Here is a 22,769-nt window from a genome sequence, read left to right as displayed (position 1 = left end):
TGAAGGCTTCGGCTGAGGTAATCACAAAATCGGCTGAAGTGTTCACGCGACCAGAAAACCAATATTCCTAGTTAGAAAGTAAGCAGTGACCCGGTGGCCATTGCAGTAAGAATGATAACCATCCTTACCACAATGGGTGGCGGGGCAGTCCCCATTTAAACCGCACCGAACACATCCTTAAAGTAACAATAGCGACAAAAAGTGCACTTGTCTGCCAGAGCCCGCTGACTAATTCAAGACCAATCATTAAACCTGCCAATGTTGCCCATAGTGCGTAAATATCCGCGCGGAAAATCATCGGCTTGCGTCCTGCGAGAACATCCCTTACCATACCACCGCCTGAACCAGTCAAGGTCGCTGCAACCAGTATTGCGCTTAATGGCGCACCAACCTGAACGGCGCTTAAGGAACCTTGAATGGCAAATGAAGCAAGTCCTATTGCATCAAAAAAAATTCCCCATTTATTCCAATATTGAACCCAGGCATTCGGTAATAGAAAAACAACCGTTATCACCAAAAAGACAACAACGAATAAATCACCCTGTGTCCATATGTTTTCAATCGGTATACCAATCAGTAAGTTACGGATTGTACTGCCTCCGAAGGCCGTCACAAACCCTAACACATAAACACCTAAAATATCATAATCCTCTTCTGTCGCAATAAGCGCACCACTAATTGCAAATGCAATGGTACCGACAACGTTTAGTACATCCCAAATCAACAAAGCTTTTCTTCCCTTTTCGTTTTTAATTATTAACAGCTTATCATTGTTACGTTAAATCGCTCAACTATTAGTGGTCACAGCTACCGGCATGGGGAATAGTTGCTGATTTATGACACAAACTAAAGGGCAAATTCAGTTCGAGGTGATAAGATGGATCAGGAGCATGCGAAATCATTTTTGAAAGAGATTATTCAAATTAAAAGTGTTAACCCGCCCGGAAATGAAACAGAAGTCGCAAAAAAGCTAAAGGAACTTTTCGAGAAACATAGTATTGAGACGGAACTAGTTGAATATGACGAAAACCGGTCAAACCTGATTGCTCGATTAAAAGGTGAACAGGACGGACCAGTACTGGGACTGACAGGTCATATGGATGTGGTGCCTCCAGGAGATATCGAGTGGGAACATGACCCCTTTGGTGCTGAGGAAGAGGATGGAAAAATTTATGGACGAGGGGCTTGCGATATGAAAAGCGGTCTTGTCGCCTGTGCGATGGCCATGGTTTCATTGAAAGAAGAAGGCTTTCCCAAAAGCGGTGAAATCACCCTTCTGGCTACAGTCGGTGAAGAAGCAGGTGCCGTGGGTTCCAGCCAGTTGACTGAAAAAGGATATGCCGATCAATTGGATGCCCTTATCATCGCAGAACCGACTAAAAATGAAATAAAAATTTCCCACAAAGGTGCCTTATGGCCGCAAATTATTGAACATCAAAAAATGCGGGAGTTTCCCGCATTTTTTGGTAAATCTATTGATTAACCTGAACGTCCATTTGCGGATAAGGAAAGGAAATTTCTTCTTCAGCAAACCGCTTTTTCACTTCTTCTAAAATATCAAAGTTTACTGTCCAATAATCCTCTGCATTAACCCAAACTCGGATGGTGTACACCACAGCGCTTTCTCCGTGATCGGTGATTCGGACAAATGGCTCCGGATCCTGCAGGGTAAGGGAGTGTTTTTCCACAATATCATGTAATGTGTTGAGTACTTTGTCCGTATCTGCCTCATACTTTGTTCCGAAATTCATATCCAGCCTTCTGGTATCCTTGACGGAGTAATTTACAATTCCTGCGTTTGATAATTGACCATTTGGAATATAAATCACTTTATTATCAGGAGTTATTAATTCCGAATAAAGAATATGAATGGCTCCTACAGTCCCGCTGTAACCGGCGCCCTCTATGTAGTCATCGACTCTAAAGGGACGTAAAGTTAATAACAGAATACCTCCTGCAAAATTGGCAAGTGACCCTTGAAAGGCCAGCCCAATCGCAAATCCTGCCGCAGCAATGATTGCTACAAATGATGTGATATCCACACCCAAGATCTTAATGACAGACAGAATTAATAAGATTTTAAGAATTGCACTCGTTACTGACACCAAAAAAGGTTTTAACGTGCTGTCCAGTTTTGACTTTTCAATTCTGTTCCTGACTACATTGGTTATTAATTTGACTACAAATAACCCGACAAGCAGGACAACAATGGCAAGCACAATACTCTTAATAATTGGTAATGCTACATCCAACCATTCCATTTTGAACATCATTCCTTTCTATATGTTGTTGTAAAATAATAATGCTGAACCCTTATCAAATGGCCTCCCTAATAAGACTTCTCCCTGCAGCATTTTTTTATTTCCCCGATTTTAAAATTTATAAACCGATTTTTTTAATCCAAAAAAAAGCTGATTATCCTCAACGTAATGAATAATCAGCAACATATGTCCGCGAAAGCTCGTATTGCTTACCGAAGGACTGTGTTTTCCTGTCTTGCATAAAAAATATCATATTTCCGTTTGGCTTCTATACCAAAAGCATCCACAAAATAAATGTCACAATTATAGACACGATGCCCTGCAAGAGCGTACCTGCCGTCTGGGCTTTGTATGCCTGGGTTACCGACAATCCACTAAACTCCTTTACTACCCAGAAATAGCTGTCATTCACATGGGATACTACCATTGCACCGGCACCGATGGCCATTACTACCAGGGCAAGCGGCACTGCACCGGAAATACCGAGTTCCATTAAAAGCGGTCCGATTAATGATGATGTAATAACCAAAGCTGCGGTTGATGAACCTTGTGCTGTTTTTAATGCAGCTGCAATGAGGAATGGAATAAATACAAACAACGCCCCGGTAAATAATGCATTGTTTCCAAATTGCTCGATAAAATCTGCGACAGGGGTGGCTTTAATTACAGAACCGAAAGCACCGCCCGCTCCTGTAATCAGTAAAATCGGTGCAGATTCTTTAATCGCAACACCTATCCATTCCGTAAGCGTTTCTTCGTTATACCTCGGAAGCAACAGAAAAGCAAACAGCACACCGATTAATAATGCAACGACCGGTGAACCCAGGAATAGAAATATATCAAATAATGTGCCGCTCCATCCCGCGAATGTAATCACAGAGCCAAAGCCGATTAATAGTATCGGAATCACAATGGGAGCAAAAGCCTTAGCCGTCGACGGCATTTCACCGAATTCATTTAAAATCGTTTCATAATCATATGCAAGTTCCTCATCTTCCCCTTCGATCTTGATTTTCGTTCCTACCCGCATGGCCCATAAATATCCGGCAATTATAGCGGGAATAGAAACGACAATACCGATTAAAATGATGGTACCAAGGAAATCTTCTGCACCGATATTACCCGCTGCAGCAATGGGTCCGGGTGTTGGCGGAACCAGTGTATGCGTGGCGAATAGGCCGGTTGAAAGCGCAATCGCCATCGATGCAATGGTTACCTTCGCCCGTTTTGCCAGCGCCTTTTGCAAAGAAGATAGAATAATATACCCGGAGTCACAAAATACTGGAATACTGACGATTGCTCCGATAATACTCATCGCCATTTGCGGCCGTTTTTCACCGACAATCCGTAAAATCACTTCCGCCATGCGCAATGCCGCACCCGACTTTTCCAAAATCACTCCGATAATCGTACCGAAAACAATCACTAATCCAATGCCGCCCATTAAACCGCCGAAGCCATTATTAATGGCCTCTACAACAGATGTGAGCGGAAGTCCCGCGAAAATCCCAATACCAAATGCCGAAATGATTAATGACAAAAACGGATGCAGCTTTAATTTGGCAGTGGCATATATAATGAATGCCACACCTGCAGCAATTAAAATAATTAATCCAAATCCATCCATGATTTTCACCTCTTTTAGATGTAATTAAAAAAATTGGCCCACTTTTTTCTCTGTTCAATCAACATTTTGGAATATTACCCGGATCATCTATATTTTCCGCGGCTTTCCCAATTAACCAGGGCCTTAAGCAAGCGTTACTTCACCCCCATCCAACAATTGCCTTAATTTGATTTCCATCACTGTCGACACAGCTTTTCCAATTTTGGAGGAAGCTTGCGATCAGCCTCCAAACAAGACCAGGTACAATAAATATATTCATAGATTGGCTGCGTCATTACGTGTATATTTTTCATTTAAACTCAGATTGTTTGCGCTTGCAATTGATTGGAATCTATCATGGAAATTGTACTTCTATCGGGAAATTTCACCATCCTATCAGGAATTCCCAGTTAGACACCGAACCGACCGACTGCATTTTTGGTCGGTTTGCGTTTCTCACTATCCCCACCGCTTTTGCAGCATCTTTATCTCTTCCTTACGCGAAACTGTCTCTTTCGGCGTCTCCAAAACAAACGGTACATTCCTTAATTCCGGTGTTTGCATCAGCTCATCAAATTGTTCCGTTGCAATATAACCATGATCAAAAATATTGGCATGCCTGTCTTTTCCGGAACCGGTTTGATATTTGGAATTGTTTAAATGGATTGCTTTCAATTCTTTAAAATAGCCCAGTTCGATTCCGTTTTTCAACACCTCATCCCAGTTTTTACCGTTCCACAGTCCGCTTGCGAAAGCATGACAGGTATCCAGGCAGAAGCCTATTTTTTCAGAGTGCTCCGATAAGTGGCGAACTTGGACAAGTTCTTCCAGTGTTGTTCCAGTTGACCCGGGTTTTCCTCCGGTGTTTTCCAGTAATATTTTGCAGTTCCCTTCCCAATCACGGAGTACCTCGTCAAGCATGTCAATCATTAATCGGTAACTTGCAAGCGGATCATCACTGATTTGCTTGCCGAAGTGGACAACGACACCGATTGACCCGCATGCAGCGGCAATTTCCATATCATTGTGGAGTGACAGGATAACGTCTTCTCTTTTCTTATCGGTTTTTGGAGTTAATGTTGTGGGATATGGTGTGTGGGCAATAGATTCAAGATTTTTTTCCGCACAAAACGCTTTACATGCCAGCGCATCATCCTTGCTGAAGTTTTTTACAGACAGACTTCGCGGGTTTTTGGGAAAGTATTGAAAGGCGGAGGCATTCATCGCTGCTGCCTGTTTTGCTGCGCCCGAATATCCTTCTCGTATTGATACATGACTGCCAAATTTCATTACATCTTCACCTACTGCTGACATTGTGTACAATAAAATGATTTACGGGATGAAATTTCATCTTTCCTGATTTCTGCGCCACATCGTTTGCATGCTTCACCTTCCCGGTTGTAAACATATTCGTTCCCGATGTATCCCCCAGTTTTCGTATCTTCCTGGAAAAACGGTTCATCGGCTGCTCCGCCATAGGTAATGGCCTGTTGAAGGATGAAGCGAATCGATTGATATAACTGCAACTGTTCGTCAGAGGAAAGTTCGTCCATTGTCCGTGTTGGCAAAAGCCGGGCATGCCAGGCGATTTCATCAGAATATCGGTTGCCGATTCCGGATAGAAAATCCTGGTCAATTAGCGTTGTTTTCAGTTTGCCTCGTCTTCCTTTGACTAAAGCTTGAAAGTCATTCAGGGAGAAGTTTACATCCAATGGTTCCGGACCCAAATCATTCAACTCCTCCTGAAGTGCTTCCGCTGACACCAAATGCAGATACCCTAAGCGCAGTCCGATAAAATAGAGGTGATCATCACCAAAGGATAACTGCACTTGCACGGTGTGATCCGGCTTTTCATCGGCAGTTCCATAAAACATCCAGCCGCCGAGCATAAGATGCAGCAATAAGGTTGAACCGCTGTTCAGATGAAACAGTATGTACTTGGCCCGCCGTTCAATCGATGTCACCTTCTGATTTTGGACGTGCTGTTGAAAGACTTCCGGTTTTACGTTGATTGATTTATCCCGGTTAATGGTTACACCGGTAATTGTTTTCCCGCCAATTTTTTGGGTTAGCAGTAATTTGTATGTTTCCATCTCTGGCAGTTCCGGCATGTGTCATCCTCCAAACTTATGTAAAGAGGCTGGGACACATCAAAAAAGTGTAATTCAAAAGACGAACAATTAGAAAATTAGCGTAGGAAATATACGGAGACTCCGGCGGGAGGAAAAGCCTAGGTGAGACCCCGCAGTGCGTAAGCACGAGGAGGCTCAGCAGCTGCCCGCGGTAAAGAAGACACTGCGAAAGCTTGCTTGAGCAGATGTCGCACTTATGCTCGAAAGTGAAAGCGAAGTATATTTCCGGAGCGGCTATACGCAGCATTTTCTAATTTGTTTGTTCGACTTTTTCTTTTGATAATACACTTTTGTCCCGGCCTCTCGTTTTCAATCCGATTTCTGATCGATGGTTCCTTCTTTATAGTCATCTGACACTTGTTCATGAGTCTCGGCAAGTCCCTTTTCAAACTGGTCTTTCCCTTGATAATACGATGAGTCATAGTTGTGTTCTGCAATCTTACTGCTGTCCTTTTTGTCGATCCGGTTCTTTCGTTTGTCCGGCATTCATAACCCTCCATTTGATGTTGCATTATATGTTATTCTGCATCAAAGCGGTCTTTTCATACAGTAAAAAATACCGGATTCAACCTCGATGGAACCCAGTACTTTTCATCCGTTCTGTAACTTATTTTTGTGAATGACCGCAACTGCAGCGGCAGTCTTCATGCTGAAACACTTCCGTTAATTTGTGCTGTATTCGGCATGGCAGCATCCGGAAAAATAATCCCCGGTATTTGATATCCAGGATACCTGCGATGAACAGCAACCCTAAAACAATCCAAACAGCTGATTTCTTGCCCACGCTCTTTTTCCCCCTCTTTATGTATTCAGTCCCGCAGCTTACTCGGGTCTTTCACTTTTATCGATACAACTTCTCCGCAATCCAGGCAAATCGTATACACTTTTTCCGTTCCTACTGCCATTTTCTTGTCTGCCGGCCGGAGATTGATGTAATCCATCGCCTCTGTAAATGCATCTCCACCGCAGTTGTGACATTTCTTTTCAGAATTCATATTATTTTCCTCCCCACTATTCTAATTCCAGCTTACCAAAGGATAGCGGTACAAGCTATATCCAAGTGCAAACAAAAAAACCGTATCATATCGATACGATTCCCCCCGTTACCAGGTTCAGCCATGATTAGGATGGCATGGTTTCGCCATTTTTTCTAATTGAGTGTCCCCCTGTAAAAACTTTCGTATTTCATCAACGCTCAATCCCATTTCCCTTGCTGCCTTGATCAGGATGATCCACTCATCATCCAGTTTCCCGTGCCATTCCATCATACGCTCCTCCTTCTGATACATGTGTACCGCAGGCAGTTCCGATGTAATCATGTCTCTATTTGAGGACCCGGCATGTAGTCCTGCGATTACGTTGTATTTGCCTTTTCCGATCATGTTTTGCGGCATACGCAATAGTAGGATTAGTCTATTATGAAGCTACCATATCCCGCATTACCGATTCATTACCGGATGGAAATGAACATTTTTCCAAAAAGTCATCACCCGCTCCGAAGCCTTTCTTCCAGTGCTGCCAGCCGATCCTGCAGATGCACATCATACTGATAATAGCGCACCGCCATTCTCATATAGTTCATACAGGCAGTGCGGTCATTCGTTTTTTCATAAAAGTCGGCAAGGAACAGCGCCATCGTGCCTTGTTCGTTTTCCAGGTGGTCGCGCAGTTCCATAAACCACTCATCATATAATCCCGGAATAGGGTTATCCATTGCATTCCGGAGCAGTTGCTCATAAGATGCTGCCCTGGCGACATCGTTTTCCATTTCGTGTGCATGCTTGATTTTTTCCATATACTGATGCAGATCGGAATGTATATCACCGCGTAAATATATATACTCTTTATCCCCGCTTAAAACAGCTCTGTTTGTTGTTGTCTCGAGTGTTTTTTTGAGATGGTGCAATGCAACGCGCAGACTATTTTTCGCACCTTTCAAATCGGTATCCGGCCAGAATGTATCGCACAATTCATCGCGTGTTGCCGACTGTTTCAAGGCAAGATAGACGAGCAGCTGCTTTGCCTTTCGTTTGCCCCACTGACCGTCAATTCGCTTTTCGTTGAGCAACACGCTGAACCCGTTCATGATGTTTACATGCAAGTTGATAGGTGCATCGCTGACGTGCATATCATTGATTTCCCTGTAAATTTCACTATTCAGTGTTCTACGGTACGTGTTGTCCGGATGTGTCCGTTTATCGGTTGCTTTTTCAATGAATTGGTGTACCCAAGCGGACACGAGCTTCGGCTGATCCATCTGCATCATAAATGCGGCATTCGGCACAATGAAATGCCTTGCATCCGGGTACAAGTGGGTGCTGGCGGCAAACAATTCCGGCGGGTAAACGTCATCTTCTGCGCCTGAAAGCAAAAGCGTCGGAACATTTACCTTTCCTAATTGCTCCGCTGCATTGTCCTCAAAGTGATTCACGAATAACTGAAAATAAACGTCCGGGGTGACTTTTGCATATGCTTGAAACAGAATGGACGCCTTTTCTTCGGTGAGCGGATAACAATTCTGTGTGATAATTGATTTTGCCAGCGGATATAATGAGCCAGCTTCTTCTACCCAGTCTCTTCGCTGTTGAATAATTTTATTACCAAGCTTTTTCGGGAAATATACCGGGGCCGTCATCAATGTCAGGGTCCGAAGATTTCCTTCATGTTGCCTTCCTGCATGCTTTACCCCGACAAAACCGGAAACACCTTGAGTTATCAGGTGATACGGACCGATATTAAATTCCCGAATGAGAAAGTCCAGATCATCAGCCAGCAGATCAAGTGTCAGCGGCTCATCGCCCGCCTCGCTTTCCCCAAACCCGCGAATGTCATATAAAAAAACATGATAATGCTGCAGAAAACCAGGAAGAATAAACCGCCAACTGTTCATATCCGGCCCTAACCCATGCACTAGGATAATCGTCTCCCCCGCATATGAATTTTCCGACCAAAGTTTTTCATAGTGAATCGATACATTTTTACGTTTCAAATACGGCATCATCAACACTCCCAACGTTATTATTCCCCGGGAAATTTCGGAATTCGAATACAGCAGTGTTACCGTCTATGTAGTATTATACGTGTAAGGCTATGCAATAACTTGCACAGCCCTAAAAAGGAACTTACTATATCTATATACCTATAGTAGCAGACTTTAGAATGAGAAACTAGAAAAAAATCCCAATTTCAATGAGGGTATACATCTTTTTGCGCAGTAACTTTATTTTTGCTTGACAGCTTTTTGAATGGATTCACATTTTATTTTGTTTTTGTGAAAACGTCCATAGAGAACATTGTGCAGACTGTTCGATTAACCGGTATAATGAAGACAACCTATTTTTCAAACTGGATGGTGGTTACGATGAAACATATAGCTGTATTTTGTGGTTCAAGCAGCGGAGCATCAAACGTATACAAAAACGGTGCTGTACTGCTCGGACAGGAGCTTGCCAACAGGAACATTACGCTTGTATACGGCGGATCAAGCATTGGCATAATGGGAGTAGTAGCGGATACTGTTTTGAAAAATGGCGGCAAAGTAATCGGAATTATTCCCAAAATGCTTGTGGAAAAAGAAATCTCGCACCAGCATTTAACAGAACTGCAGGTTGTCGGATCAATGCATGAACGAAAAGCGAAAATGGCTGAACTTGCGGACGGCTTTATGGCTTTGCCCGGCGGAACTGGAACACTCGAAGAATTTATTGAAGTACTTACCTGGGCCCAGCTTGGAATGCATCAGAAACCTTGTGGCCTTCTAAACATTAACCATTATTATGACCCGCTGATTAAGCTTATTCATCATATGGCCGATGAAGAATTTTTACAAGAACAATTCCGTGAAATGGCGTTGGTCGATAAATCGCCGACTGCGCTGCTCGACAAGTTTATTTCATATGAACCGCCTGCAGTCAGGACGTATATCAACCGGAAACAAACTTAATTGTATTCATCAAAAAACCACCCGAAATTGTGAACTTTGCAAGCGGGTGGTTTTATTGATTTTTTTCAGTTTATTATGTTTACAGCGCCATTATTGTGAATGGTTTTTTTCATATCTCAAATACATCGCAATGGCATCGTCAGCAACTTTTTTCAGAGACTCATCTTTCTGCAGTGCGAGAATCTTCAGTTCACGGTGCAGCGTTGGGTCAATCCTGATCTGTTTATCATCATATGTCTTTTTTTCTGCTACCATTTTTCTTACATCCCCCTAGTGAATATCTTTTCTTTTTCTTTATACAACTCTTTCAGATTATTCAGCATTATAGTTATAGCTTACACTAAAAGCTGCTGTCTGTCACATAATCGGAATTTTTAGGTGAGGTAATTTTTACCATTTCCTGCAGGTCGAATTATACAGTTTCCAAATCATTCTAAAGACTATATAATTTAGATAGGATTGATCTGTTTTTGAGATAATTAAAGAAGGTGACTATTATGGAACTGCGTCAATTACGTTATTTTATGGAAGTGGCCAAACGAGAGCATGTATCAGAAGCAGCAGTTCACTTGCACGTTGCACAATCTGCAGTCAGCAGACAGATTGCGAACTTGGAAGGAGAACTTGGGGTTTCTTTATTTGAGCGGGAAGGCAGAAATGTCAAATTGACACAAATAGGAAGAATATTTTATACACATACAGAGATTGCCTTGAAGGCCATTGAAAATGCGAAAAAGCAAATCGATGAATATTTGGATCCTGAACAAGGAACAATTAAAATTGGTTTTCCGACAAGTTTATCAAATCACCTGATGCCAAGTGTTATATCCGCTTTTAAGGCGGAGTATCCGGATGTGCGGTTCCATTTACGTCAGGGGTCGTATAATTTCCTAATCGAATCCGTAAAGAACAGTGATATTGATGTAGCATTTCTTGGGCCTGTCCCCCGGAACGAACCTGAAATTGAGGGTGACATTTTATTCACCGAAAACATCCTGGCGCTTCTGCCTATCTCCCATCCGATGGCAGAAAGGCGCAGTCTGCATCTCAGCGACCTGAAAAAAGATGAGTTTGTCAGTTTTCCCAAAGGTTTTGTCTTGGAGGAAATCCTTTCAGAAGCATGCAAACAGGCGGGATTTGCTCCACACATTTCATCAGAAGGAGAAGATCTGGACGCTATCAAGGGGCTGGTCGCCGCGGGTATTGGGGTAACCTTATTGCCGGAAAGCACCTTCCACGAGTCCACTCCAAAGATGACTGTTAAAATTCCCATCGATATTCCTGAAGTCAAAAGATCAGTAGGCATAATTAAACCGAAAGAAAAAAGTCTGGCACCTTCAGAAAAAGTTTTTTACGCTTTTGCAAAAAAGTTTTTCATGCGGCTGCAGCAATTTCAATAAGTTTCAGAAAGGTTATGGAACAGAGATTCATTTCTCAGATTGACAATACTTCCAATTAGTAGCCAGCAGTTCCCTCCAGTATAGTAATTTTCATAAAAATTACAGCCATTGTGCATAATACATATAACTTAGTCAACTTGGAGGGAACTTCATGAGCGAAGAAAGGATTCATTTAACGTCGTCGGAAATTGCCGCACTCTGGACAGCGTATATGAATGATAGTATGGCAAAATGTGTATTGGGATACATGCTGCAGCATATTCAGGATGGTGACATAAAACCGGCGGTACAAGATGCTTACGATATTTCTTGCGGTCATCTTGAAAAATTAACAGCCATTTTTGAGGATGAACATTACAGCATTCCGAACGGCTTTAACGAAAAAGATGTGAATATTAATGCTCCATGGCTGTTTACTGACATATTTTGCTTAACATATGTGAATCACATGTCAAATGTAGGAATGCTTTCATACAGCGGAATGGTTTCATTGAGTTACAGAGAAGATATATGCACGTACTTTTCACACGCGTTACATGAAACGAATAACCTTTATAGGAAGTCACTTAAAATTGCACTCCGAAAAGGGGTGAATGCGCGACCGCCTTACATCGAAACCCCTAAAGAAACAGACTATGTGGACAGTAAAAAATATATGAGCGGCTTGAACCCGTTTAGCAGCAAACGACCTTTGAATGCAGTTGAAATTTCATATTTATATATGAACATCACAACTAATTCAATAGGTGTAAAAATGTGCCTTGCCTTTGCACAAACATCACCTGCAAAAGAAGTGCAGGAATTCATGCTTCGCGGTAAAAAAACATCGAAAAGACACATTAAAACATTTGTCGATAAACTTTTAAAGGATGATATACAGGCCCCTCACGTACCCGATGTTGCAGTTAGTGATTCCACAACCAAAACCTTTTCAGATAAACTGATGATGTTTCATATTTCACTATTAACTGCTGCCGGAATAGGAAACTATGCCACTGCAATGGCAGCCAGTCAACGAACAGACTTAGCACTCAATTACGAACGTTTATCTTTGGAAGTAAGTGCACTTGCTAAAAGCGGAGCCGATATCATGATTAAAAATAACTGGCTGGAGCAACCGCCGGGAACTAAAAATCGGGAAAAACTGGCAAGAACTAAAGGGCAGCACTAAGACGAACTGCTTGTGCATTATAAGAAAAGTTTTAAAAGGAGCTGACCGTGGCCTGGTCAGCTCCTTACTTTACTATTGATTTCCGTTCTTTACCCATTCAGCAACTTGCAGGGTACGTTTTGCCTGATGTTTCACTGCAGCCTGAACATCTTCGGCCATATTGCCGTCCTGATCAACGGTTACACTTGTGCCGTATGGATTCCCGCCTGCAGCAAACAGTGATGGATCCGTATAGCCTGGTGCGGCTATAATTGCTCCCCAGTGCATCATCGTTGTGTATAGAGCCAGAACAGTCTGTTCCTGTCCGCCGTGCGGATTTTGCGCGGAGGACATTCCGCTGACCACCTTATTCATTAGTTTGCCCTGTGCCCAAATTCCTCCGGTTGTATCAAGAAACTGCTTCATTTGTGAAGGCAGGTTGCCAAAACGGGTTGGCATACTGAAGATGAATGCATCTGCCCACAAAAGATCATCGGTAGTCGCTTCCGAAACATCTTTCGTCTCATCAACGTGTGCTTTCCATGCAGGGTTACCGGCAATCGCTGCTTCCGGTGCCAATTCCGCTACTTTAACAAGCTTCACCTCTGCTCCCATCTGCTCCGCTTCTTCCTTAGCCCACTGCGCCAATTGATAGTTTGTTCCGGTTGAACTGTAGTAAATAACTGCTAATTTAACTTGTCCCAACGCAAATTCGCTCCTTTATTAGTTCATTTAACAAGTTTAATATTCCCAATATGAGCATCACCATTCAGGCTAGAATCAAAAGCGCTGGAGCTGAACGTAGCTAGATAATTAAAAAGTCAGCCCCTTCGCAAGGCTGACTTTTATCATTATTCACTTTTTATATCGTCATCGGTTTGTTCAACAATTGTTGCCGTAACCCGTTCAATTCGTTTTGGTGTTATTTCATTTACCTCAAAAATAACATTGCCATAGTGAATCTTCGGCTGCTCCCCTGCTTGAGGGAAGTAACCGAGCTTGCCGATCAGAAATCCGCTCAACGTATCAAAATCACTGGTGGGAAGTTCCATATCCAATGAATCTTCCACTTCATGTAAATGAATCGTGCCCAGTATGGCGAACTTATTTTCGCCGACTTGCTTGATTTCCTCTTCTTCCTTCATGATTTCAAGTCCAACATGTTCACTGAAAATGTCTCCAACAATTTCTTCGATAATATCCTCAATTGTGATTAGTCCTTCTGTACCTCCGTATTCATCAAGGACGATGGCAATATGCATATTGTTTTGCTGCATCTCTCTGAAAATAACATCCAGATTTTGCGTTTCCACAACGAAATAAGGATTCCGGATAATATCTTTCAGGTAAAACGTACTTTTATCCTCCGAATCCAAAAATTGAATCAAATCTTTTGAATGCAGAAGTCCGATAACATGGTCCATATCACCTTCATACACCGGAAATCTTGTGTACCTTTCCGAATTTACCAACTGGACTGTTTCCCGTAACGTTGCATCCACGGCAAGTGCTGACACTTCAGTTCGGTGTGTGATAATATCTGATACTGTTTTATCATTAAACTCAAAAATGTTGTTTATCATTAATTTTTCAGCTTGTTGGATTGTACCTCTTTTTCCGCCATCATCGACCATCAATCGAATATCTTCTTCCGTTGCCTCCTCGTTCTCGGCATTCGGGTCAACTCCAAATAACTTTACTGTTGTGTTCGTTGAAAAGCTAAGGAACTTAACTAAAGGCAAACAAGTTTTGAATAACCATGTCAGCGGTGTTGCCGCAAAATTTGCAATCGGTTCAGACTTCTGCAGAGCAAGCTGTTTTGGAACCAACTCACCGAATACGAGTGTAAAATACGAAAGAACAATGGTTGTACCGATGACTGCAATTGTTTGAAGTATGGAAGGTGAAAGTGGAACCCCCATATCCTGCAGCCCTTGTGCAATCGGATCAGCAAAGAAATCAGCTGCAAATGCACTTGCCAGAAATCCTGCCAATGTGATACCTATTTGAATGGTCGACAGGAAGCGGCTTGGTTCAGTTATCAGATCATAAACCTTTTTAGCCTTATTATCACCACTTTCAGCCTGCCGTTCCACTTTACTTTCATTCAGCGAAACCAAAGCAATTTCCGATGCTGCAAAAAACCCGTTTAAAACAATCAATAAGACAAGAATTGCTAACGCAACTGTCAATCATTACCCCTCCAAAACTTTTAAAAAAATGTTCTCCTGTCCAGGAAAACAAATAACTGAATTCAAAAATATTTTCATGTATCCAGTATTATACCATAATGCAATGGAATATTAGTACTCATTTCTATCCTGCCACAGTACAGTCACATTTTCTCTAATCTATTGGAATATATTTGAAGGTTGATTCCCGGTTGTCGAAGGTTGATAACATTGAGAGGAAGGTCGATTCCGGGCCAATTTTGGTTGATAAATTCCCTTTGAAGGTTGATTCCTTCCGAATGAAGGTTGATAAACACAACGGGAAGGTTGATTTCCAGTAATCAAAGAAGGATCCATTTTGACAGTTGCATCAAAATGGATCCTTTCATTACAGATTAATGCTGATAAATTTTTGCCTCGCGATAGTAGGTGGAGTATCCATAGTTCTGGAATACGATATCTTCCACATATGATTTGACGAGTGTGGCGCTTCCGCTTTGATAAGTTGGAATCGCATAGGCGTTTTCAATCAATACTTTTTCTGCTTCTTTCAGTACTTTCCAGCGTTCTTTCGGCTTTGCACCGAGACTGCGTGCTTTTTCAATTAATTTGTCATAATCATCGATTTCCATGCCGGTCGTATTGTTCGGATTGTCACTGTACCAGTAGCCGAGGAATGTCATTGGATCCTTGTAATCCGGGAACCATCCTGCACCGGCTCCAATATCATAATTACCGTTAGTATCTGTTTCGAGATAAGCATTCCATGGGAGCTTTTTGATAGTGACTTTCATGCCTTCCAATTTTTCGAGCTGATTGGCAAAATACTCGGCAAGTTCACCGGCAACGTCACTGTCTGTTGTTAAATACTCCAGTTCAAGTGTATCGATGCCCTCTTCTTTCTTTGCTTCCTGCCATAGTTTTTTTGCCTCTTCCACACCGCCTGGCAAGTAATCTTCCACCCCTTCACGAAAGTCCTTTCCATCCGGTCCGGTTGCGAAATCTTTTGGAACGGCATATTGTGCAGCGATGGAACCGTTATTCAATAGGACTTTTACCGCATTTTCACGGTTGATGACCATCGACATTGCTTTACGTATTTTTTCATTTTTAAATTCCGGTACGGTTTTGACATTCAATTTCCACCAGAAAATTCCGTTTCCGGGGATTGAATGAAATTCCGGCTTATCTTTGTATGCATTGACCTGTTCTGCCGAAAGACCATCCATTTGGATATCATCGGATTTATACAGGTTCAGCTGCGTATTCTGTGATTTTACAACTTTATAGTTTGCTTCCGTAATGTTTACTTTCTCTGCATTCCAGTACTTGTCGTTCTTTGTCAATGTCCAGCTTGATCCGTGCTTCCAGCCTGATAATATGTATGGACCATTGGAAAGCATATTTTTCGGTTCTTTGGCGAACTTATTGCCCTGCTCTTTTACAAAATCTTCATTAAGCGGCGCAAACGTTACAAATGACATCAGACTGATAAAAAAAGGAGTCGGCTCTTCAAGTGTCACCTGCAATGTTTTGTCATCAAGTGCTTTTACCCCCAGCTTTTCAACTTTTCCATAAAGGTCACTCTGTTTATCCATAATTTCGACCGCATTCTTAATATTCGCAGCATCCATGATGTACGCATATTGTGAAGCAGTTTCCGGCTTCAATACTCTTCTCCATGAAAATACAAAATCACTTGCTGTTACCGGATCACCATTCGACCATTTTGCATCATCGCGAATTTTGAACGTGTAAACTGTCTTATCCTTATTCACTTCAGGCATTGCTTCCGCCATATCTGGAATCGCTTTCTTTTTTTCAATTGAAATTAACCCGACGTGCGTCCTATTTATAACACCGAATGATGTCACATCAGTAGCTGTTGACGGGTCGATATTCGGCAAGTCCGAACTTGAAACAAAATTCAGCACCTGTTTGGAAGCAAGTTCCTTGTTTTGTTTGCCTGTTTTGTCCCCGCTGTCATCGCCTGCATCTGAACCGCCGCTGTCATTGCTGCATGCTGCGAGCACTAAACCAATAACAAGCAGTAACGTAAACAAGATAAAAAATGATTTCCCATTTCGCATAAATCAATCCTCCTGTAAAATTTTTATGGATAATATTTACAAAACTATAAATATTTTTGCAATATCATCCTAAAAATAATTGTATACATAAATACGAATTATTTCAATATTACCCATAAAAAAATTCCTGCTTTGCTAGTGTTTAAAATTTGCATTCACCTTCACATCAAGTACACTGTGAATAGTAAATGCCAGAGAGGAATTTGTGCGATGGAACCGTTCTACAGTGACGTTTACCAATTTCGCGGGACCCACTATGACTTCGGTTATACGCAGGGTAACCATTTAAAGGCCTCCCCTATTTTACAGAATCGTGAAAAACAGTGGGGCCCGAAAAAAGATCGGCACTTTATTATCGACCCTGAAAACTATAAACGTATTATGGCAGCGATTGCCCCTGCTATCCTCGATGAAATCCGCGGGCTTGCGGATGCACTGAACATGAAAATGGACAAAGCTTTTCGTCTGTTCGGCGGTTATTATCTGGAATTTGTCCGGAGCGGTTGCTCGATTTTTACAGATTCGGATTACATGGTACGCAATTACGACAGCCACCCGAAAGGCTATGAAGGACGCTATCTGTTGTATGAACCGACAGATCATGGATATGCTGTGATCGGTCCGTCCATGCAAATCACCGGACGGATTGATGGTATGAATGAGAAAGGTCTTGTGATGGGATATAATTTCACGCACAGCAAAAAATCAGGAGACGGGTTTTTATGTAATATGATTGGACGCTTGATATTGGAAACGTGCGCGAATGTGGGTGAAGCCATTTCGCTGTTAAAAGAAATCCCGCACCGGCACTCGTTCAGCTATGTACTTTTGGATCAGTCCGGCGAATCGTATGTCATCGAAGCTTCGCCAAGACAAGTTGCAGTACGGAAATCGAATGTGTGCACGAACCATTTCCATTTGCTTGATGAAGAAAACCGTTACAGACAGGAGGAAACACGTGAGCGGGAACAAAGAATCCGGAACCGGCAGCAATTTACAACGAATCCGTATGAAGCATTTCGTGTGATGAATAGTATGAAATACGGTGTTTTTTCCAAAAAATACGATGCAGCGGCAGGTACCATCCACACATCTGTGTATTTTCCCAAAGAACTGAAAGCGTGGTTTGTAATCGGTCCGGACCGAAAACCGGTCATTTTTGATTTTCGGGAATGGCTGAACGGTAAAGACATGCATGTGAAACGGGTTAAGGGTGAACTTGAATTTCCGGAGCCGTTTATTAATATGGAATGAATTTGTTAAGCCGGGTATCAGCACCACGGCTTTTTATTTTGCCATTGTAACGCTGTCCGGGCATTCCGCCATAAGCTGTAGGAGTAAGTCAAAACTAAAGGGGGCCAATTATGTGCTATCGGCATTGGAACCATCCGGCATTTCCTTATTTCCAAATACCGCCGCCAGCTTACAACCGGCTGGCAAATGAATATCCTCCTGTTGATACAACCATCCTGGCACAATCTGTAAAAGAATTTCAGGTATTAATGCATCAGGGCGGTATTTTATTGGAACAATTAAGTCTCAGTGAATATTCCAGCAAAATTATGACGGCTGCACAGGTCGGCAATCAGACAGAAGTTGATCGTCTCGTTTATTCGATTGAAGGCTTGTATGTTCCGGTTAAAACCCGCTACACCCCAACAGGCGTTAACTTTCACCTGCAATCCCCGGCAGTGAGCCAAGGCGGCAACTGCTGCGGAATGAAAATTACACTCAAGTGGGGAACTTAATTTTTAAGGAAAACAGGCGCTTTATGTCGTGAAAAGCGCCTGTTGGTTCAAATGGGACTTCAGACTTTATTTCCCGTGCCTTTTCAACTGCACCACGGATGTCTTTTTCCCTAATAAATTACGAAGCGTTTCATACATCCTTCATTGTCAAAAATTCATCCAGTATTTCACGGTGTCCTTTCACGATATTTTTCGGTAATGCATCCGGCGAAAAGAAATCAACCGTTATCGATTCAGCCGGATCAACATTCAGCTTCCCTTTGAATGAGTTTGTATAATAAGCAATAGTGACAACGTAAAATTCATCCCCGTTTGCAGCTTTGACAAAGTTTTTTGCTCCAGAATATACATTCATCAGGTTCAAGTCCCATACCTTCAGACCTGTTTCCTCAAAAACTTCCCGTTTCGCTGCCTCTTCAGTAGATTCCCCCAATTCCATCAATCCGCCGGAAAGTCCCCAACTGCCGTACGGATGCCGCCTCTGTTGCAGCAATAACCGGCCGCTGTCATCTGCAATAATCACAACCGCTCCGACAAACAGTACTGGCCGTTGACCGACCAACTCACGTAATTCTTCCACATATCCCATGCTGATGCTCCTTTTAAATCGATTAATCCGATGCGAAATTTCCTTTATAAATTATCCTGCACAAATCCCAGTTCATTTCCGTCAATATCAAGAATGGTAAACTTCCTGCTTCCATAAGGTGTGGAAAACAGTTCTTCCAAAATTTCCACTTTACCTTTTAATTTTTCCCACAGTTCATCCACATCGTTAACATAGAAATTAAAACGGCCTGGAGAAGGAAAATTCTTATGTTCCATCAACCCGAACATGGCCCCTCTTCCCGCTTCAAAGTGTACATAATTTGGTTTCTCCGGCGGCCATGAAGCAGCAACTTTGTACCCCAGAACATCTTCATACCACTTCACAGCGCGTTCCAGATTTTGCACATTGATGCGAACATGTAATAAACTTGTTTTCATTGTTCGGTTCCTCCTTCAAAAAAACAGCATAATAATTTTGCAGTTCACCTTTTCTTCTGTTCACATTACATTCCATTCAAACCACCTGCCATGTCCATCTGTCTCACCGATTATTTGTGTATTTTCCACACCATCGATAAATGAATCAAGGTGGAGCTGCCGATCCCACATGTTATTGTAAAGGTGAAAAACATCCCGGCTGCTCCCAAGTTTTTTTACTTTTTCCATTAAGTCTTGCTTAACGGCATTCGGCAACTGATTGGCAACATGTGTATGGAAGATGCAGATGACTGTATCTTTTGGAAGTGATTCCACCACATTCGGCAGCAATTCAACCCCATCCCCTTCAATAAGTTCCACCGGATTATTCTTAAAGCATTCTGCAGCTTGTTCAAATAACTGTAGACGTTCTCTGTGCTCCGGCCAAATTAAGGCCTTCAACCACAAATAATCTTCCGGATTGCGAAGATCACTGACGTGCAGATCCAGCCCTGTTTTTGACGCAACGGGAGGGCTGACAGGCGGAATTTTCGGCATGTTTACTCCTCTGATTTCTGAAGTGATATGTACATCCGAATACTTATCTCCGGCTATTTCATCCGTACCGTACGAATAGAAATACTTGTCCCACAGCAGCTGCAGTCCTGCACTCGTTCCAATTTCAATCAGCGATAATGGTTTTTCTGCTTTACGATAGATGTAAGCAAATATCGGGTACAGGTATGCACAGCGTCTGACCTCGTTCGTTTGTACCAGCTTATTTTTCAGCAAAAAAACAATCGCATCGCTATATTGGGCACAAAAATCCTTAAAACAGCTAAACGTTTCGTTATCAATCTTTCTGGGATGATCAATGATGCTTGGATAGTATGCTTTTAATGGATGATCTTCGCCCTTTAACAATAGGTAATGCACAGATCCGAACAATAAATTAGGCACCGGCTGGCCAACCGCAGTTTCAGCACATAAAGCAAGCAATTCATCATCCACTGCAATTTTAATCGATAAAAATTCATACAGATCACTTGATTCTTTGCATTCAAGTTGAGCGAAATTTTGAAACCGTGTTGATAACGGTGTGTTGTTCATTGGCGTTTCCCCCGGACCAAAATAGTGTTTTTTCATAAGTACAAACTACATTCCCCGCACTGCTAAGTATACTGTCAAACTTTCCATCAGCCGGTTTATGGCGGTTAATCTAAATTAATATAATGATTGATAAAACTATAAATATAGTAATAGAAACGATGCAGCTTAAAATAACTTCTTTTTTGGGGACAATTTTTTCTTCCAAAAAACGCAGGTAAGTGACCAGGCCCAGAAATCCAAACAATAATAATCCCTGTACCAACCTGTCGTCCAATAATTCCATTACTCTAATCACACCAAGCCCAATCAGCAAAAATCCAATATTACCAATAATCATATGAAAATGTCTTTTGCTATTTTCCCGTTGGGCCGCATCCATTTTTGCTCCTCCTTCTCATGCTTTTTTCATTTTTCGGATATAGGTTATCTGTCCGATATGATAAGCATTATGTGTAGCAGCGTTTGCAATGATGCCCCACCATTCCGTTTGAACCGGAAAGTTTTTAACGTTCGATTCAAGTTTCTCTATTGTCAGCAGATTTTGCCAATGTAACAATATTTCAAGTAACCTTTCTTTCAGCTCCAAAAAACCGGTGTTTTCCGAAGTATGAAACGTATTTGCATTGTCCTTTACGGATGGAACTGCATGCACATCCCCTGCCACATATCTGTTTTGCCATACATCATTCCAATAAATAAGATGCTGTACAATTTCTGCGATACTGTGACTTTTCTCGTCCGGTTTCCAAAATGCATCCTCTTCCTCAACGCCATCCACTGATTCCTGAAAGGAGGTATACCAGCTGGGATCATTAGCGTTGGCGAGCAACTGGTCCAACAATACTTCTTGAGCATGAATCATTTACGACACATCTCCCTTTAATTTTGTTATACTTCGACCTGACCAAGCGGTACATCTTTTAGTTGTGGTGCAACCCACCAAACGTATCCGAATGGGTCTGTCACATTAATGGAAGTTTTTTGAGGGTGTCAGGTCATGAGGAATATATCCATTTAAATGTTTGAACCAAGATATATTGTTATGTTTTTAACATTAACTCTATTTTATCTGAAAATAAGTTAAATTTGAACTTATTTTTGATCATATTAAAAAGTCAGCCGCCCTTAAATAAGGTGCGGCTGACTTTTGGTGTGCCGGAATGAAAAAATATCATGACTAATTCTGAAAAAAACATATCTGTTTTGAAATCTTGGCTAAAACAACCTAGCCCATCAACGCAGTCATTAGCGCCTTTTGGACATGAAGGCGATTTTCAGCCTGCTGGAACACAACGGAATGCTTGCCGTCAATCACGTCTGCGCTAACCTCTTCACCGCGATGTGCGGGAAGACAGTGCAAGAAAGTGACATCTTCTTTAGCCAATGCAAGCAGCTCGTTGTTTACCTGAAAATCTTTAAAAGCCTGTTCACGCGCTGTCGATTCGTTTTCCTGCCCCATGCTGGCCCATACATCGGTATAGATGATATCCGCTTTTTCAGCAGCGTGCAGCGGATCTGTTGTGATTTCAATTTTCGCGCCGGAAGCAGCAGCAATTTTGGCAGCTTTTTTCGTAATGGCTGTATCCGGCAGGTATCCCTCCGGTGCGGCAACGCTGATGTGCATGCCCATAATGGCTGCGCCAAGAACAAGTGAGTTGGCCATGTTGTTACCGTCGCCAATGAATGCCAATTTCACACCTTTCAATCCGCCTTTGACTTCTTCGATCGTCTGCAAATCAGCAAGCACCTGACAAGGGTGGTAGACGTCAGTCAGCCCGTTAATAACTGGAATGCTTGCATTAGCGGCCAATTCCTTTACCATCGCCTGTGAATACGTGCGGATCATGATGCCATCCAGGTAGCCGGAAAGAACTTTTGCTGTATCAGCGACCCGTTCACCCCTGCCCAGTTGGAGATCGTTTGTGCTTAGGAAAGTTCCCATACCGCCCAATTGATAAATCCCTGTTTCAAATGACACGCGGGTCCTGGTCGAGGATTTTTCAAATATCATGCCGAGTGTTTTTCCTTGAAGCGGATGGAAAACCTCACCGGATTTCTGTTTCTTCTTTAAATCATGGGCAAGCTCAATTAAATAGGACAGTTCACTGTATGAGTAGTCAGTTAATGTTAAAAAATCTTTTCCCGATAATTCAACGGGGGGGCTGGATTGTTTCATATTTACCATCATGTTC

The 22,769-nt window shown here is 42.2% G+C and carries 26 protein-coding genes; 6 read left to right on the top strand and 20 right to left on the bottom strand.

Annotation, left to right across the window (positions count from 1 at the left end):
- Nucleotides 1-124: 124 nt before the first annotated feature.
- Entirely contained in the window at nucleotides 125-724 is a 600-nt protein-coding gene (locus B1K71_RS06535; protein ID WP_077330079.1) for a trimeric intracellular cation channel family protein, read from the bottom strand.
- A gap of 153 nt (nucleotides 725-877) precedes the next feature.
- On the opposite strand from B1K71_RS06535, the gene B1K71_RS06530 reads away from it, so the two are divergent.
- Nucleotides 878-1,483: a M20/M25/M40 family metallo-hydrolase gene (locus B1K71_RS06530; RefSeq protein WP_077325268.1), complete on the top strand. Its 606-nt coding sequence runs from the start codon at nucleotides 878-880 to the stop codon at nucleotides 1,481-1,483.
- Here B1K71_RS06530 and B1K71_RS06525 read toward each other — a convergent pair.
- The 9 genes from B1K71_RS06525 to B1K71_RS06490 all read right to left on the bottom strand — a co-directional run bounded on the left by B1K71_RS06525 (nucleotide 1,473) and on the right by B1K71_RS06490 (nucleotide 8,997).
- Nucleotides 1,473-2,261 (bottom strand): mechanosensitive ion channel family protein, encoded by a 789-nt coding sequence (locus B1K71_RS06525; RefSeq protein ID WP_077325266.1) that lies wholly within the window; start codon nucleotides 2,259-2,261, stop codon nucleotides 1,473-1,475. The two genes, B1K71_RS06530 and B1K71_RS06525, sit on opposite strands and share 11 nt — an antisense overlap.
- Before the next feature lie 268 nt (nucleotides 2,262-2,529).
- Nucleotides 2,530-3,888 carry a GntP family permease gene (locus B1K71_RS06520; RefSeq protein WP_077325264.1) on the bottom strand — a complete coding sequence of 453 codons (1,359 nt, stop codon included), beginning with the start codon at nucleotides 3,886-3,888 and terminating at the stop codon, nucleotides 2,530-2,532.
- Nucleotides 3,889-4,326: 438 nt separating this feature from the next.
- Nucleotides 4,327-5,157 (bottom strand): deoxyribonuclease IV, encoded by an 831-nt coding sequence (locus tag B1K71_RS06515; protein ID WP_139343308.1) that lies wholly within the window; start codon nucleotides 5,155-5,157, stop codon nucleotides 4,327-4,329.
- An 11-nt stretch (nucleotides 5,158-5,168) separates the two neighbouring features.
- Entirely contained in the window at nucleotides 5,169-5,978 is an 810-nt protein-coding gene (gene mutM, locus B1K71_RS06510; protein WP_077325260.1) for a bifunctional DNA-formamidopyrimidine glycosylase/DNA-(apurinic or apyrimidinic site) lyase, read from the bottom strand.
- 330 nt (nucleotides 5,979-6,308) lie between these two features.
- Nucleotides 6,309-6,485, bottom strand: a complete 177-nt coding sequence (locus tag B1K71_RS06505; RefSeq protein ID WP_077325258.1) for a YozQ family protein — start codon at nucleotides 6,483-6,485, stop codon at nucleotides 6,309-6,311.
- Nucleotides 6,486-6,606: 121 nt separating this feature from the next.
- Nucleotides 6,607-6,783 carry a hypothetical protein gene (locus B1K71_RS19850; protein ID WP_175631851.1) on the bottom strand — a complete coding sequence of 59 codons (177 nt, stop codon included), beginning with the start codon at nucleotides 6,781-6,783 and terminating at the stop codon, nucleotides 6,607-6,609.
- Between the two features lie 25 nt (nucleotides 6,784-6,808).
- A complete protein-coding gene (locus B1K71_RS06500) occupies nucleotides 6,809-6,994 on the bottom strand; it encodes a hypothetical protein (RefSeq protein ID WP_077325256.1) in 186 nt (61 codons plus the stop codon).
- Between the two features lie 117 nt (nucleotides 6,995-7,111).
- Complete coding sequence (locus B1K71_RS19625) at nucleotides 7,112-7,264, bottom strand: anti-repressor SinI family protein (RefSeq protein ID WP_139343307.1); 153 nt, start codon at nucleotides 7,262-7,264, stop codon at nucleotides 7,112-7,114.
- Between the two features lie 221 nt (nucleotides 7,265-7,485).
- The gene (locus B1K71_RS06490; RefSeq protein ID WP_175631850.1) at nucleotides 7,486-8,997 is read right to left on the bottom strand and encodes an alpha/beta hydrolase; all 1,512 of its coding nucleotides are present in this window, start codon (nucleotides 8,995-8,997) and stop codon (nucleotides 7,486-7,488) included.
- 363 nt (nucleotides 8,998-9,360) lie between these two features.
- Between B1K71_RS06490 and B1K71_RS06485 the strand changes: the two genes are divergently transcribed.
- Nucleotides 9,361-9,942: an LOG family protein gene (locus B1K71_RS06485; RefSeq protein WP_077330077.1), complete on the top strand. Its 582-nt coding sequence runs from the start codon at nucleotides 9,361-9,363 to the stop codon at nucleotides 9,940-9,942.
- Nucleotides 9,943-10,032: 90 nt separating this feature from the next.
- On the opposite strand, the gene B1K71_RS19845 is transcribed toward B1K71_RS06485, so the two are convergent.
- The gene (locus tag B1K71_RS19845) at nucleotides 10,033-10,197 is read right to left on the bottom strand and encodes a hypothetical protein (protein ID WP_175631849.1); all 165 of its coding nucleotides are present in this window, start codon (nucleotides 10,195-10,197) and stop codon (nucleotides 10,033-10,035) included.
- A 242-nt stretch (nucleotides 10,198-10,439) separates the two neighbouring features.
- Here B1K71_RS19845 and B1K71_RS06480 point away from each other — a divergent pair, with 242 nt between their 5' ends.
- Together B1K71_RS06480 and B1K71_RS06475 are read left to right on the top strand one after the other, a co-directional pair.
- The gene (locus B1K71_RS06480; protein WP_077325250.1) at nucleotides 10,440-11,342 is read left to right on the top strand and encodes a LysR family transcriptional regulator; all 903 of its coding nucleotides are present in this window, start codon (nucleotides 10,440-10,442) and stop codon (nucleotides 11,340-11,342) included.
- Between the two features lie 151 nt (nucleotides 11,343-11,493).
- A complete protein-coding gene (locus tag B1K71_RS06475) occupies nucleotides 11,494-12,513 on the top strand; it encodes a DUF3231 family protein (RefSeq protein ID WP_077325248.1) in 1,020 nt (339 codons plus the stop codon).
- Between the two features lie 72 nt (nucleotides 12,514-12,585).
- Here the strand turns inward: B1K71_RS06475 and wrbA are convergent, their stop codons facing one another.
- The 3 genes from wrbA to B1K71_RS06460 form a co-directional block, all read right to left on the bottom strand.
- The gene (gene wrbA, locus B1K71_RS06470; protein ID WP_077325246.1) at nucleotides 12,586-13,197 is read right to left on the bottom strand and encodes an NAD(P)H:quinone oxidoreductase; all 612 of its coding nucleotides are present in this window, start codon (nucleotides 13,195-13,197) and stop codon (nucleotides 12,586-12,588) included.
- A 146-nt stretch (nucleotides 13,198-13,343) separates the two neighbouring features.
- Nucleotides 13,344-14,684 (bottom strand): hemolysin family protein, encoded by a 1,341-nt coding sequence (locus B1K71_RS06465; RefSeq protein ID WP_077325244.1) that lies wholly within the window; start codon nucleotides 14,682-14,684, stop codon nucleotides 13,344-13,346.
- Nucleotides 14,685-15,058: 374 nt separating this feature from the next.
- A complete protein-coding gene (locus B1K71_RS06460) occupies nucleotides 15,059-16,753 on the bottom strand; it encodes a peptide ABC transporter substrate-binding protein (RefSeq protein WP_077325242.1) in 1,695 nt (564 codons plus the stop codon).
- A 210-nt stretch (nucleotides 16,754-16,963) separates the two neighbouring features.
- Here B1K71_RS06460 and B1K71_RS06455 point away from each other — a divergent pair, with 210 nt between their 5' ends.
- Entirely contained in the window at nucleotides 16,964-18,007 is a 1,044-nt protein-coding gene (locus tag B1K71_RS06455; RefSeq protein ID WP_077325240.1) for a C45 family autoproteolytic acyltransferase/hydolase, read from the top strand.
- Between the two features lie 110 nt (nucleotides 18,008-18,117).
- Nucleotides 18,118-18,501, top strand: a complete 384-nt coding sequence (locus B1K71_RS06450; protein ID WP_077325238.1) for a hypothetical protein — start codon at nucleotides 18,118-18,120, stop codon at nucleotides 18,499-18,501.
- 130 nt (nucleotides 18,502-18,631) lie between these two features.
- Here B1K71_RS06450 and B1K71_RS06445 read toward each other — a convergent pair whose 3' ends face one another.
- The 6 genes from B1K71_RS06445 to argF all read right to left on the bottom strand — a co-directional run bounded on the left by B1K71_RS06445 (nucleotide 18,632) and on the right by argF (nucleotide 22,765).
- Entirely contained in the window at nucleotides 18,632-19,090 is a 459-nt protein-coding gene (locus B1K71_RS06445) for an NUDIX hydrolase (protein ID WP_077325236.1), read from the bottom strand.
- 44 nt (nucleotides 19,091-19,134) lie between these two features.
- Complete coding sequence (locus B1K71_RS06440) at nucleotides 19,135-19,488, bottom strand: VOC family protein (RefSeq protein ID WP_077325234.1); 354 nt, start codon at nucleotides 19,486-19,488, stop codon at nucleotides 19,135-19,137.
- Between the two features lie 60 nt (nucleotides 19,489-19,548).
- A complete protein-coding gene (locus B1K71_RS06435) occupies nucleotides 19,549-20,577 on the bottom strand; it encodes a DUF2332 domain-containing protein (protein ID WP_077325233.1) in 1,029 nt (342 codons plus the stop codon).
- A gap of 109 nt (nucleotides 20,578-20,686) precedes the next feature.
- Nucleotides 20,687-20,956: a hypothetical protein gene (locus tag B1K71_RS06430; protein ID WP_077325231.1), complete on the bottom strand. Its 270-nt coding sequence runs from the start codon at nucleotides 20,954-20,956 to the stop codon at nucleotides 20,687-20,689.
- Between the two features lie 15 nt (nucleotides 20,957-20,971).
- Nucleotides 20,972-21,439, bottom strand: a complete 468-nt coding sequence (locus B1K71_RS06425) for a DinB family protein (protein ID WP_077325229.1) — start codon at nucleotides 21,437-21,439, stop codon at nucleotides 20,972-20,974.
- 363 nt (nucleotides 21,440-21,802) lie between these two features.
- Nucleotides 21,803-22,765, bottom strand: a complete 963-nt coding sequence (gene argF / locus B1K71_RS06420; RefSeq protein ID WP_077325227.1) for an ornithine carbamoyltransferase — start codon at nucleotides 22,763-22,765, stop codon at nucleotides 21,803-21,805.
- Nucleotides 22,766-22,769 lie beyond the last annotated feature (4 nt).

Source organism: Virgibacillus siamensis, assembly GCF_900162695.1.
In the GTDB taxonomy this organism is placed as follows: domain Bacteria; phylum Bacillota; class Bacilli; order Bacillales; family Amphibacillaceae; genus Lentibacillus; species Lentibacillus siamensis_A.
This window is presented reverse-complemented; position numbering and strand designations above follow the sequence as displayed.

Bases quoted from the DNA above. Each gene is read 5' to 3' on its own strand.
- B1K71_RS06530 (WP_077325268.1), top strand. From the start codon at position 878: ATGGATCAGGAGCATGCGAAATCATTTTTGAAAGAGATTATTCAAATT.
- B1K71_RS06515 (WP_139343308.1), bottom strand. From the start codon at position 5,157: ATGAAATTTGGCAGTCATGTATCAATACGAGAAGGATATTCGGGCGCA.
- B1K71_RS06475 (WP_077325248.1), top strand. From the start codon at position 11,494: ATGAGCGAAGAAAGGATTCATTTAACGTCGTCGGAAATTGCCGCACTC.
- B1K71_RS06455 (WP_077325240.1), top strand. From the start codon at position 16,964: ATGGAACCGTTCTACAGTGACGTTTACCAATTTCGCGGGACCCACTAT.
- B1K71_RS06440 (WP_077325234.1), bottom strand. From the start codon at position 19,488: ATGAAAACAAGTTTATTACATGTTCGCATCAATGTGCAAAATCTGGAA.
- B1K71_RS06425 (WP_077325229.1), bottom strand. From the start codon at position 21,439: ATGATTCATGCTCAAGAAGTATTGTTGGACCAGTTGCTCGCCAACGCT.
- B1K71_RS06445 (WP_077325236.1), bottom strand. From the start codon at position 19,090: ATGGGATATGTGGAAGAATTACGTGAGTTGGTCGGTCAACGGCCAGTA.
- B1K71_RS19625 (WP_139343307.1), bottom strand. From the start codon at position 7,264: ATGGAATGGCACGGGAAACTGGATGATGAGTGGATCATCCTGATCAAG.
- B1K71_RS06450 (WP_077325238.1), top strand. From the start codon at position 18,118: ATGTGCTATCGGCATTGGAACCATCCGGCATTTCCTTATTTCCAAATA.
- mutM (WP_077325260.1), bottom strand. From the start codon at position 5,978: ATGCCGGAACTGCCAGAGATGGAAACATACAAATTACTGCTAACCCAA.
- B1K71_RS06520 (WP_077325264.1), bottom strand. From the start codon at position 3,888: ATGGATGGATTTGGATTAATTATTTTAATTGCTGCAGGTGTGGCATTC.
- B1K71_RS06525 (WP_077325266.1), bottom strand. From the start codon at position 2,261: ATGGAATGGTTGGATGTAGCATTACCAATTATTAAGAGTATTGTGCTT.
- B1K71_RS06480 (WP_077325250.1), top strand. From the start codon at position 10,440: ATGGAACTGCGTCAATTACGTTATTTTATGGAAGTGGCCAAACGAGAG.
- argF (WP_077325227.1), bottom strand. From the start codon at position 22,765: ATGATGGTAAATATGAAACAATCCAGCCCCCCCGTTGAATTATCGGGA.
- B1K71_RS19845 (WP_175631849.1), bottom strand. From the start codon at position 10,197: ATGGTAGCAGAAAAAAAGACATATGATGATAAACAGATCAGGATTGAC.
- B1K71_RS06485 (WP_077330077.1), top strand. From the start codon at position 9,361: ATGAAACATATAGCTGTATTTTGTGGTTCAAGCAGCGGAGCATCAAAC.
- B1K71_RS06460 (WP_077325242.1), bottom strand. From the start codon at position 16,753: ATGCGAAATGGGAAATCATTTTTTATCTTGTTTACGTTACTGCTTGTT.
- B1K71_RS06435 (WP_077325233.1), bottom strand. From the start codon at position 20,577: ATGAACAACACACCGTTATCAACACGGTTTCAAAATTTCGCTCAACTT.
- B1K71_RS06430 (WP_077325231.1), bottom strand. From the start codon at position 20,956: ATGGATGCGGCCCAACGGGAAAATAGCAAAAGACATTTTCATATGATT.
- B1K71_RS06490 (WP_175631850.1), bottom strand. From the start codon at position 8,997: ATGCCGTATTTGAAACGTAAAAATGTATCGATTCACTATGAAAAACTT.
- B1K71_RS06500 (WP_077325256.1), bottom strand. From the start codon at position 6,994: ATGAATTCTGAAAAGAAATGTCACAACTGCGGTGGAGATGCATTTACA.
- B1K71_RS06505 (WP_077325258.1), bottom strand. From the start codon at position 6,485: ATGCCGGACAAACGAAAGAACCGGATCGACAAAAAGGACAGCAGTAAG.